Source organism: Ruminococcus turbiniformis (genome assembly GCF_020687545.1).
Classification (GTDB): Bacteria; Bacillota; Clostridia; order Lachnospirales; family Lachnospiraceae; genus Mediterraneibacter; species Mediterraneibacter turbiniformis.
This window is the reverse complement of sequence record NZ_JAJEQX010000001.1, coordinates 232,869-244,676: the sequence shown is the minus strand read 5'-3', so window position 1 is coordinate 244,676 and position 11,808 is coordinate 232,869. Positions and strand designations below refer to the sequence as shown.

General features: G+C 50.0%; 12 protein-coding genes. All 12 read left to right on the top strand.

What is annotated here, in order from left to right; genetic code table 11:
• The first annotated feature begins 140 nt into the window (after positions 1-140).
• The 12 genes from LKD70_RS01190 (at position 141) to LKD70_RS01135 (ending at position 11,708) form a co-directional block, all read left to right on the top strand.
• Positions 141-1,520 carry a flagellar biosynthesis protein FlgA gene (locus LKD70_RS01190; protein ID WP_227706226.1) on the top strand — a complete coding sequence of 460 codons (1,380 nt, stop codon included), beginning with the start codon at positions 141-143 and terminating at the stop codon, positions 1,518-1,520.
• Between the two features lie 4 nt (positions 1,521-1,524).
• Positions 1,525-2,802 carry a TRAP transporter large permease gene (locus LKD70_RS01185; RefSeq protein ID WP_227706225.1) on the top strand — a complete coding sequence of 426 codons (1,278 nt, stop codon included), beginning with the start codon at positions 1,525-1,527 and terminating at the stop codon, positions 2,800-2,802.
• 40 nt (positions 2,803-2,842) lie between these two features.
• On the top strand, positions 2,843-3,925 hold the full coding sequence (locus LKD70_RS01180) for a DctP family TRAP transporter solute-binding subunit (RefSeq protein ID WP_227706224.1): 1,083 nt from the start codon (positions 2,843-2,845) through the stop codon (positions 3,923-3,925).
• A 17-nt stretch (positions 3,926-3,942) separates the two neighbouring features.
• On the top strand, positions 3,943-4,431 hold the full coding sequence (locus LKD70_RS01175) for a TRAP transporter small permease (RefSeq protein WP_227706223.1): 489 nt from the start codon (positions 3,943-3,945) through the stop codon (positions 4,429-4,431).
• Positions 4,431-5,135 (top strand): cyclase family protein, encoded by a 705-nt coding sequence (locus LKD70_RS01170; protein WP_227706222.1) that lies wholly within the window; start codon positions 4,431-4,433, stop codon positions 5,133-5,135. The genes LKD70_RS01175 and LKD70_RS01170 overlap by 1 nt, the downstream gene beginning before the upstream one ends.
• 321 nt (positions 5,136-5,456) lie before the next feature.
• Positions 5,457-6,287 carry a sugar phosphate isomerase/epimerase family protein gene (locus tag LKD70_RS01165; RefSeq protein WP_227706221.1) on the top strand — a complete coding sequence of 277 codons (831 nt, stop codon included), beginning with the start codon at positions 5,457-5,459 and terminating at the stop codon, positions 6,285-6,287.
• A gap of 41 nt (positions 6,288-6,328) precedes the next feature.
• On the top strand, positions 6,329-6,988 hold the full coding sequence (locus tag LKD70_RS01160; protein WP_227706220.1) for an aspartate/glutamate racemase family protein: 660 nt from the start codon (positions 6,329-6,331) through the stop codon (positions 6,986-6,988).
• A gap of 17 nt (positions 6,989-7,005) precedes the next feature.
• Complete coding sequence (locus LKD70_RS01155) at positions 7,006-7,833, top strand: transketolase (protein WP_227706219.1); 828 nt, start codon at positions 7,006-7,008, stop codon at positions 7,831-7,833.
• Positions 7,833-8,768, top strand: coding sequence for a transketolase family protein (locus LKD70_RS01150; protein ID WP_227706218.1), 936 nt, complete (start codon positions 7,833-7,835; stop codon positions 8,766-8,768). The genes LKD70_RS01155 and LKD70_RS01150 overlap by 1 nt, the downstream gene beginning before the upstream one ends.
• 16 nt (positions 8,769-8,784) lie before the next feature.
• A complete protein-coding gene (locus LKD70_RS01145; protein WP_227706217.1) occupies positions 8,785-9,708 on the top strand; it encodes a sugar phosphate isomerase/epimerase family protein in 924 nt (307 codons plus the stop codon).
• 62 nt (positions 9,709-9,770) lie between these two features.
• Positions 9,771-10,739 (top strand): D-2-hydroxyacid dehydrogenase, encoded by a 969-nt coding sequence (locus tag LKD70_RS01140; protein ID WP_227706216.1) that lies wholly within the window; start codon positions 9,771-9,773, stop codon positions 10,737-10,739.
• A gap of 72 nt (positions 10,740-10,811) precedes the next feature.
• A complete protein-coding gene (locus tag LKD70_RS01135) occupies positions 10,812-11,708 on the top strand; it encodes a sugar phosphate isomerase/epimerase family protein (protein WP_227706215.1) in 897 nt (298 codons plus the stop codon).
• Positions 11,709-11,808: the final 100 nt, after the last annotated feature.

The window sequence follows — 11,808 nt, the reverse complement described above, 5'->3', positions numbered from 1 at the left end:
AAAAAAGAATTAAGCTTTCCCTCGGAGGGTTGAGTCCAATTCAATACCGACAGAGCCAAGGACTTATAGCAGCATGATAAATGGGGATAACGGAGGATTAATGGTCCAAGAAAATGTCCGCATCCCCGAATGGGAAAAAAGTGACGGCGGCATACATCGGGGCAGGACATTTCGGAACGGCTGTGATCGCGCAGCAGAGTTATGTGAAAGACCTGTCGATTCCGGTGGTCGGCGACATATCAAAGGAAAATGCAAGACAGGCGTTCGTGAAGGCGGGAATCCCTGAGGAGAAAATTCGTTATTTTTCTACTGCGGACGAAGCGGAGGCACTCCTGGCGGAGGGACTGTATCTGTATACGGACAACTGCGGCGTCATTCCTGAGATCTCTCAGATAGACATCATATGCGAAGGCACCGGAAACCCGGAAGCCGGAGCAGAGTATGCCATGGCAGCCTTGAATCACGGGAAACATCTTGTGATGGTGAGCAAGGAGCTTGACTCGGCGGTGGGACCGCAGCTTGCAAAGGAAGCGGCGGACAGAGGACTTCTCTATTCACCGGTGGACGGGGACCAGCACGGTCTTCTGATCCAGATGATCGAGTGGGCGAAGCTGATCGGACTGACGGTGATATCGGCAGGAAAATCCAGAGACGGCGAGTTCGTTCTGGACGAGGAGAACCAGACAGTCTCAGTTGAGGCGGACGGTATTACGATCCACGAATCCATGTCGGTGAAGATCCCGGACGACAAGATGAAATACTTCCGTATGATTCCGGAGGGGGCAGATCCCGCGGAGTACATAAAAGAACGCGCGGAGGTGCTCAAAAGCCTTCCTGCTGCGGGGGCGTTTGACCTGTGCGAGATGACGATCGCGGCAAATACCGAAGATCTTGAAGTACAGAATCCCGGCTTTGAGCAGGGGATCTTAAGGATCACGGAGCTGCCGGTTGCTCTCTGTACGAAGGAAAACGGAGGCATCTATGACAAATACGGCAACGTAAATGTCTTTACCTGTCTGAGAAGAAAAGATGAAGCCGGTATGGGCGGCGGGGTGTATCTTGTCGTGAAATGCGACAATGAGTACGCAAACTACATCCTGACAACCAAAGGGCAGATACCGAATTATGATCTGACAACGGCGGTTATATACAGACCCTACCATCTGTGCGGCGTAGAAGTCAGTACAACATTGCTGTGTATGGGACAGCTCGGGATCACCACGGGAGGAGAAAAATATCTCCCGAAATACGATCTTGTGAAGAGAGCCCTGGAGGACATTCCCGCGGGAACGGTCCTCGGCGGAGACCACGACCTTACAATGGAAGGCCAGGTCCTCGCGGCTTCCTCCAAAAGCCCGGAAGCTCCTGTCCCGGCACATTTACTGAATGGGTGCAGAACAGTCTGCCCGATTAAGAAAGGCCAGATGATCACCTATTCCATGATAGAAGATAAATCTGATTCATCCCTCCTCTGGAAACTCCGGGAGGAGATGGAAAGTACATTCGAAATCAGGAGGTAAAAAAATGGAAATAGCCATTTTGCTTATAGTATTCTTTGTATTATTGTTTGTTGGTGTTCCGATCGCCTATGCTCTGTGTATTTCGGCGGCGGTTTACCTTGTAGGATTTGTTGAAGTGCCGCTGATTATTGTTCCTCAGCAGCTCTTAAAAGGTGTTGATTCGTTTACGCTTCTTGCGATCCCGTTCTTCATCATGGCAGGAAACCTGATGCAGGGCGGCGGTATTTCAACCCGTATCGTAGATTTTGCCAAGAAACTGATCGGTCACGTAACCGGCGGTCTCGGCGTTGTTACTGTTATCGCGAGTATGATCTTCGCGGCTATGACAGGTGCCGGAGCTGCTACAACGGCGGCTGTCGGCGGTATCATGATCCCTGAGATGAAGAAAGAGGGATATGACGGCGGATTCGCAAGCGCGCTCCAGGCAATAGGCGGTATCTTCGGACCGATCATCCCGCCCAGCGTCCTGATGGTGCTTTACGCGGTAGCGTCCGGCGAGTCTGTAAGCGATATGCTTATCGCGGGTCTCCTTCCGGGAATCTTCCTTGGAGTTGTTCTTATTATAGGTGTTGTCATTCTCTGTAAAAAGAAAGGCTACACAGGAAGCGGATCTTTCAGCGCTAAGGCGGCCGGAAAATCCTTTATCAAAGCTTTCTGGGCTCTGCTTGCCCCGGTTATCATCCTGGGAGGTATCTATTCCGGTATCTTCACACCGACAGAGGCTTCTGCGGTAACATGTTTCTACTGTCTGATCATCGGTATCTTTGTTTACAAAGAGATCAAGATCAAAGATGTCGGAAAGGTTGTATACAGCGGTGTTAAGAGCGCGGCCGGCATCATGCTTATCGTTGCGGCTACACAGGTATTCGGATGGGCAATCACACGTGCGGGCATTCCGCAGGATGTGGCTACATTCTTCGTGACAAACGTAAGCAGCAGCGGTGTGTTTATGGCATGCGTTGTAGTTGTGCTTCTCATCGCGGGATGTTTCCTCGACGCCGTACCGGCAGTTCTGATCTTTGCGCCGATCTTCTGCCCGACAGCGGAAGCATACGGAATTAACCTGATCTATTTTGGCGTTATCATGGTAATTGTTCTCTGCGTCGGCCTTGCTACACCTCCGGTCGGTATGAACCTGTTCGTGGCATCCAGCGTCGGCGGAGTGCCTGTACACAAGATCGTTCCGCACCTTCCGGTTCTTCTTGCCATTATTATGGTTGGTGTAATTGTTGTTATCCTTGTTCCGGGAATGGTTACACTGCTTCCGAACCTGATGGGCTAATTTGAGATTCAGTAGTAAAGAGTGAAGGAGAGGATTACCTATGAAAAAGAAAATATTAGCGGTTTTGTTATGCGTTTCAATGACAGCGGTAATGTTCGCGGGCTGCGGGAGCAGCACAGGCGGCGAAGCTGCCAGCCCGGACGACTATGACTTTGAAGTACCGGTTTCCGATCTTGAAGTAGAGGGCGACCATATATCCATTTCACTGTTCGCGGGTTCGCTTGCCGAGAACACGACAGCCGGCGAGGCGATTAAGAGAATGGCGGCATATATTAATGTAAATTCCAACGGAACGATTGACGCAGATCCGTTCTATGACACACAGCTCGGCGACGCTACGTCCATGGTACAGGGACTTCAGCAGGATACAATCAATATCGGCGTTGCGGGTACGTCCTACTTCTCCGGCCTTGTTCCGGAAGTAGACGTGTTCCAGCTTCCTTATCTGTTTTCTGATCTGGAGGACGCGCGCGCGGCGACAGAGACTGACGCTCCGGCGGTACAGGCTATCTTTGAAAAACTTGAGACAGAGGGTAATATCGTGGGGCTCGCGTTCTTTGAGAACGGTTTCCGTGAGCTGACCAACAACGTGCGCCCGGTTGAAACTCCGGAGGATATGGAAGGTATCCGTATGAGAACGCTTTCCTCCAACGTGCAGATTGAGTTCTGGGAGTCCATGGGAGCTCTTGCGACATCCATCGACGCATCCGAGCTTTATACGGCTCTTCAGCAGGGTACTGTAAACGCGCAGGACAACCCGCTGCACGAGATCGTTTCCAGAAGATTCTATGAGGTTCAGCCGTACATTACACTGAACGACTCTGTATACACACCGCTTCTTCTCGGTATGAGCAAGGCTACTTGGGACAGAATGAGCGAGTCCCAGCAGGAGCTGATCCGCGAGGCCACAGACTGGGCTCGTGACCAGCAGATCGAGCTGACAGATGAGGCGCAGGCAGATGCACTTCAGACAATCAAAGACTTCGGCTGTGAAGTTGTGGAAGAGCCGGACAGAGACGCGTTCCGTGAGTATGGTGAGGCTACGTGGTCACTGTTTACAGACGAGTACGGCACAGAGCTTGTTGACATGATCCAGGAGCAGCTTGGATCTGACGCCGAGTAGAGAAAGGGTGGGAATTTATGAAAATCGTAAATAAATTTATCTCAGTTATGGAAGTTATCTTCGGCCTTGTCGGTTTTGTGATGATTGTGGTTCAGTCTTATGCGGTATTTGCGAGAAACGTACTTAGCATCTCTGTTCCGTGGTCCGACGAGTTTTTGAAACTGCTGTTCATCTGGATGATCTTTGTTGTATCCGGTCTGGCATTTTATTCAGATGATCTGATCAGCCTTACGCTGGTTGAAGAGTCGAAGGGTGTTGCGGGGAAACCTGCTTACAAAATTATCAAGATCATTCAGTATCTCTGCGGAATCGGAGTGAATATCCTGATCGCGATCCAGCTGACACCGATCCTGTCCACACAGTTTTCGACAGGCGAGGCTACAACGATCATGCAGTATCCGCTCTGGTTCCTGAACACTGGCCTGATGGTAGGCTCGATCCTTGTAATCCTTTTTGGTATTCTTAAAATTTATGTCATGGCTACGAAAGGAGAGGTGACAAAATAATGCGTAAGATAAGCGACCTTACATTACCTATCGTTCCTCACTGGAGATGCCCGATTAAAATCGAGCCGGCAAAGTCTATCAAAGACGGAGATGCTGCCAATGTAACACATTTTGACCTTCAGACACACTGGTACACGCATATCGACGCTCCGCTTCACCAGCTCGCGGACGGCAAGACGCTGAATGATTTCCCGCTGGAGATCCTCGTCGACAAGGCAGTGCTGCTTGACGTAAGCTATGTGCAGCCGCATGCGCCGATTACGGCGGAGATGCTTAAAAAAGCGCTTGATGAGGCTGTTCCCGCAGGACAGGAAGTGCCGAAGATCGTGATTGTCAAGACATGCTGGGAGCAGAAGACACCGTGGCAGTCCTATGAGTACTGGGACAACGCTCCGTTTATCGCTGATGACGCGGCTCAGTTTCTGTATGATCTTCATCCGAATGTGGTGGGATTTGACTTCCCGCAGGATTATGATATCCGCAGGCTCCGCACGGAGGATGAGCACAATCTGACGCTGACGACACACATCTATCTTCTGAAGAAAGATATTCTGATGATTGAGTATATGACCAATCTCTGGAGTGTGAAGAACAGCATCGTTGATTTCGTCGGACTGCCGACAGCGCTTGAGAATGCTGACGGAGCTCAGATCCGCTGTATCGCGATCGAAGATGTAGAAGACGCAGAAGATGCAGAAGACTAATTAATATTCGTTTTGCCCCACCGGCCTCTGCCGGCCGTAAAATGGCCAGCAGGGGCCGTGCGTTTTACGTGAAACAAAATGAAACTTCATTGAGAAACAAAATGAAACGTGAAACATGAATGTGAAACAAGAAACACGAGGCGTGTTTAACATTTTGTTGCGCTGTCTTACTGGCAATAACAGAAAATATCAGGACAATTCCGCGGCAGCGCAGGGCGTTCGTGTCGGATGACCGTTAAAATAAAAACGCTTGAAGTTGGCATGGTAATTGCTTATAATTATTGTCAGAAAGAATAAATTTTGAAAAGGAGACAGTAGACCATGAAATTGTGTTATCAGGTAGCGACGCCTGACGTTGCGATTGCTGATTCTGTGACCGCTTACCAGGGACCGCTGGAGAACAGTTTTCAGACTCTCGCAGAGATGGGCTACGACGGAGTGGAGCTTATGACTCTGAACCCGTCCGAACTTGACTGGGATTTCGTGAAGAGCGAAGCCGAAAAGAACGGTCTGACCGTTGCAATTGTCTGCACCGGAGAGATCTTCGGACAGCTTGGCTTAAGCTACACAAACCCGGACGAGGCAAACAGGAAAGAGGCTGTCAGCAGGACGAAAGAAATCATCGATTTTGCAAGCCACCTCGGAGCGAACATCAACATCGGACGCATCAGAGGCCAGTACTGCAGCCAGCTCACAAAGGCGCAGACAGAGGAGCTTGCGGTACAGGCGTTCCAGGAGCTGAGCGATTACGCGGCTGAAAAGAACGTAAAGATCGCTCTTGAGACGGTGACGATTATGCAGACAAACTTCATCAACACGATGGAGGAGGCTGTGCAGATGATCAAACGCGTTGACCGTCCGAACTTCCGCCTTATGATGGACATCTTCCATATGAATCTGGAAGAGAAGGACATGTACCAGGCAATCCGCGATTACAGCGAGTACAACATCCATGTACATCTCGCTGACAACAACCGCAGATATCCGGGACAGTGCGGATTTGACTTTGAGAAGATCCTGACCACGTTCAAAGAGTGCGGATACGACGGAAACTTCTGCACGGAGATCTTCCAGATCCCGAGTATGGAGGCGGCTGCGCAGGGCGCGATCAAATGCCTGAAACCGCTGAAGGCAAAGGTGTACAACCAGTAAGCACACGCGGTGAAACAATTAAAAGAAAGAGGCGAATATTCATGAAAACAATCGCTCTTCTGCACACAGTACAGAGTGTCGCGGATACATTCGCAAACCAGCTGAGGGAATACCTGGGAGAGGAAGTCAGAATCTGCAATCTCTGGGATGATTTCCTCGCCAATAACCCGAACGAGATCGGCGAGTTTACCATCAACAACAGAAACCGGCTTTATAACGATATCCGGAATCTGGAGCTGACCGGCGCCGACATGATTGTGGTTACATGTTCCACACTGACCCCGGTTGTTGAGATGATCCGGCCTTTCATCAGTGTCCCGGTCATCGCCATCGATGACGCGATGGGACGCAAAGCCGCTGCCAGCGGAGAGAAGATCTTTGTTCTCGCAACAGCGGGAAGCACGATCGAACCGACGAAGAACAAGCTGACTGCGGAAGCCGCAAAGCTCGGAAAGACTCTTGAGCTTGAGGGCATGGCAGTTGCTCCGGCGTATGAAGCGCTGAAAGCCGTGGATATGGAGCGGCATGACGCGCTCCTCAAGGAAGCAGCTAAAGAGATCAAAGGCTATGACTGCATCGTGCTTGCACAGGCATCCATGGCACATTTAAAAGACTCCATCTCTGAGATTGCGGGCTGCCCGGTATTCGCAAGCCCGGCACTGTGCATGGAGGAAGTAAAAGAGACTCTGAAAAATATTTAAAGGAGGAGATAAAAGTGATGACAAAAGAAAGAAAGGAAGAACTGGAAGCTCTCTGCCTCCGGTTCAGAAACGAACTGATTGACCTGCTGCATGCAATTCAGACAGGCCATCCGGGCGGATCACTCTCCGCATGCGAGATCATTACAACACTGTATCAGGATGTAATGAACGTAGACGGAGCAGACCCGAACAAAGAGGACAGAGACCACTTTGTATTATCAAAGGGACATGCAGCGCCGATGCTGTACTTAAACCTTGCTGAGAAAGGGTATTTCCCGAAAGAGGAGTTAAAGACACTCCGTCAGATCAACAGCAACCTTCAGGGTCATCCGTGTGTACACAAGACACCGGGCGTAGAGCTCTCCACAGGACCGCTTGGCCTCGGCTTAAGCGCAGGTCTTGGAATGGCACTTGCTGACAAGTACAAAGGACTTGACTCCTATACATACGTTCTCATGGGCGACGGCGAGATCCAGGAGGGCGGAATCTGGGAAGCTGCAATGTCCGGAGCGAAGTTCAAGGTTGACAACTGCATCGCAATCCTTGACAACAACGGCGTACAGCTTGACGGTACTCTTGAAGAGATCATGCCGATGGGCGATATCGCTGCAAAATGGGCTGCATTCGGATGGAATGTAATCAAGTGTGACGGACACGATGTGAGCGCGATCGAAGATGCGATTGAGCAGGCAAAAGCATGCAAGGGACAGCCAAGCATCATTATCGCAAAGACTGTAAAGGGTAAAGGCATTGACTTCATGGAGGGTAAGAATACCTGGCATGGAAAAGCGATCAATGACGAGGACTATGCAAAAGCAAAAGCGATTCTGGGAGGTGCAAAATAATGGCTGAAAAAATAGCAATCAGAGATGCGTTCGGTGAGGCTCTTCTCGAGCTCGGAAAGAAAAATGACAAAGTGGTAGCGCTGGAAGCCGATGTAGGAGGTTCCACAAAGAGCGCTGTTTTCGGAAAAGCATTTCCGGAGAGATATTACAATGTAGGTATCAGCGAACTTAACATGGTGGCTATGTCCGCCGGTATGGCAAGAGAGGGCCTGATTCCTTTCGTTAATACATTCGCTGTATTCCTCGCAACACGCAGCGGTGATCCGATTCAGAGCCTGATCGCTTATGACAAGCTGAACGTAAAACTCTGCGGAACATACACAGGTCTGTCTGACTCCTATGACGGAGCAAGCCACCAGGCAATCACAGATATGTCCTATGTACGCGCGATCCCGAACATGACAGTAATCACAGCAGCTGACGCTACAGAGACAAAGAAAGCGGTTGAGGCTGTCGCTGAATACGAAGGACCGGTTTACTTAAGACTCAGCCGTGCGGCTGTGCCGGTAGTATACGGAGACGACATGAAGTTCGAGATCGGCAAGGGTATCAAGGTAAAAGAAGGCAAGGATATCACAATCATCACAACAGGTACGGTTCTCTCCAAGGCAATCGAGGCTGCTGAGAAGCTTGAGGCTGAGGGAATCCATGCGACAGTTGTGGACATGCACACTGTAAAACCGATCGACAAAGATCTGATCGTAGAGTGCGCGAAAGAGACAGGCGCAATCGTTACAGTTGAGGAGCACAGCCTTCAGGGCGGACTCTACAGCGCGGTTGCAGAAGTGCTCGCTGCCGAGTGCCCGACAAAGGTGAAAGGAATCGGCGCAACAGACTTCGCTGAGTCCGGAGATTATGAGCAGCTGCTCGAGAAATACGGATACGGCGCAGACAACATCGCTGCTGTATGCAAGGCTGTTCTCGCAGATAAATAAGAAAGAAGGAGAATGAATGAAGACATCTTTTCATGAATATATGAGAGTCGGAATCATCCTCCACATGGCCTATAACGGGCTGTCAACTGGAGAGGGACCGGTACTCGAGTGCCTCTCCAATATTGCTGCCGATGATTATTTTGACGCAGTGGAGATCACGCAGATCAAGGATGACGAGACAAGGCGCAAAGCCGCTGAGATGATCGAGATCGCTCATATGGACGTGGCGTACGGCGGACAGCCGTGCCTGCTCACAACAGGTATGAATATCAACGATCTGGATGAGACAAAGCGCAGGGCAGCGGTGGACAGAATGAAAGCCGCTATCGATGAAGCATATGAGATCAGGGCAAAAGGGTTCTCCTTCCTCGCCGGAAAGTACGAGGAAGAGAAGAAGGAGGAGGCGTATGAACTTCTTCTGGACTCTACAAGAGAGCTGTGCGAATATGCGAAATCAAAAGGCGGCATGCCTGTTCTCTGCGAAGTCTTTGACTATGACATCGACAAAAAGTCTCTGATCGGGCCGGTTGCGCTCGCGAAGAGATATGCGGAGACGATGTGCGCCGAGTATGACAACTTTGGTCTGATGGTTGACTGCAGCCACATTCCGATGCTGCACGAGACGTTCGAAGAGAATCTTCTCCCGATCAAAGACTACATCCGTCATGCGCACATGGGCAATACGGTGATCAAGAGCCCTGATCTTCCGGCATACGGAGATCAGCATCCGCGTTTCGGATTCCCCAACAGTGAAAACGACGTGGAAGAGCTGGCAGCTTATCTTCAGGTACTGCTCGATATCGGCTTTCTTAACAGAGAAAATCCTCCGATCGTAAGCTTTGAAGTAAAACCTTACGGCGACGAGGAGAGCGCGTTTGTTATCGCGAATGCGAAACGTACGCTCAATGCTGCATGGAAGCTGGTTGAAGAGAAAAAATAAATGTTGTATAGTAACAATGTACACCAGTTTGTAGTACCCACATAATAAAGGAGGACTAAAAAATGAAAATTGTTGTATTAGACGGTTACACCCTGAACCCGGGCGACCTGGACTGGAAAGGAATGGAAGCAATCGGAGAGTGCACAGTTTATGACCGTACATCTCTGACAGACGTTCAGGAAGCAATCGACAGAATCGGAGACGCAGAGGTTGTCTTCACAAACAAGACACCGATGCCGAAGGAGCTTTTTGACGCTTGCCCGAATATTAAATTTGTAGGCGTTCTTGCTACAGGATACAATGTTGTTGACGTTGCGGCTGCAAAGGAAAAAGGAATTCCGGTTACAAACATTCCGACATACGGAACAGCAGCTGTAGGCCAGTTCACAATCGCGCTTCTCCTTGAGATCTGCCACCACATCGGACATCACAGCCAGGCTGTGCATGAGGGTGCATGGGAGAACAACGCTGACTGGTGCTTCTGGGATTACCCGCTGATCGAGCTGGACGGCAAGACAATGGGTATCATCGGATACGGACGTATCGGACAGGCTACAGGACGTATCGCACAGGCTCTCGGAATGAAAGTTCTGGCTTACGATTCCTACCACAATCCGGATCTGGAGAGCGACACATGCAAGTACGCGGAGCTTGACGAAGTTCTCGCAAACTCTGACGTAATCGCGCTTCACTGCCCGCTGTTCCCGGAGACACAGGGAATCATCAACAAGGACAACATCGCGAAGATGAAAGACGGCGTTATCATCTTAAACGACTCCCGCGGTCCGCTGATCGTAGAGGAAGACTTAAGAGACGCTCTGAACTCCGGCAAGGTTGCCGCTGCAGGTCTTGACGTTGTTTCCACAGAGCCGATCAAGGGTGACAACCCGCTGCTTCAGGCAAAGAACTGCTTCATCACACCGCATATCGCATGGGCGCCGAAGGAGTCCAGAAAGCGTCTGATGGATATCGCAGTAAGCAACCTGCAGGCATTCGTTGACGGAGCTCCGGTAAACGTAGTTAACAAATAATAAATTTTAAACCAAATAATCATTATTTCAGACAGATATCTGAATGAGATTTTGAACAGGAGGATTAAGACAATGAGAGATTCAATTCACAAATATTTTCAGGTAGGAACCATTCAGTGGATGAGCCATCCGACATATGACATAATGGATTCCCTCTACAAAATCGCATGTGATGATTTCTTCGACGCAGTAGAGATTACAAAGTTCAACGACGACGAGACAAGAGCAAAGGCTAAGAAGCTTCTTGAGGAAGCTCACATGAAAGTTTGCTACGGCGCACAGCCGCGTCTGCTCGGACCGAAGCTGAACCCGAACGACATCGACGAGGAAGGCAGAAAGAAAGCAGAGGCTACTCTGATGGAAGCAATCGACGAGGCAGAGTACCTTGGAGCAAAGGGAATCGCTTTCCTTGCGGGAAAATGGGAAGAGGCTACAAAGGATCAGGCTTACGAGCAGCTCCTTAAGACAACAAGAAACCTTTGCGATTATGCCGCGACAAAGGGCATGAACGTAGAACTCGAAGTATTTGACTTTGATATGGACAAGGCTGCCCTGATCGGACCGGCTCCGTACGCTGCAAAATTCGCTGCTGATATGCGTACAACAAACAATAACTTCGGTCTGATGGTTGACCTGTCTCACTTCCCGACAACATATGAGACATCCAAGTTTGTGATTCAGACATGCCGTCCGTATATCACACACTTCCATATCGGAAACGCTGTTGTAGAGGAAGGCTGCGAGGCTTACGGCGATATGCATCCGAGATTCGGATTCCCGAACAGCGCCAACGATACAGAGCAGCTTCTTGACTTCTTCACAGTCCTGAAGGAAGAAGGCTTCTTCAATGCAGAGAATCCGTATGTACTCTCTTTTGAGGTTAAACCGTGGGGAGATGAGGATGCAGAGGTGATCGTTGCGAATACAAAACGCGTGATTAACCGTGCATGGGCACTTCTCGAAGACTAATATCTGAGATTACTGGTGACGAAAATACTCAACTGTGGAATTAATTCGTACTATGTGGTGTCCGGTCTGCCGGCGGCTCGAAAAGAACCGCCGGCCAGAC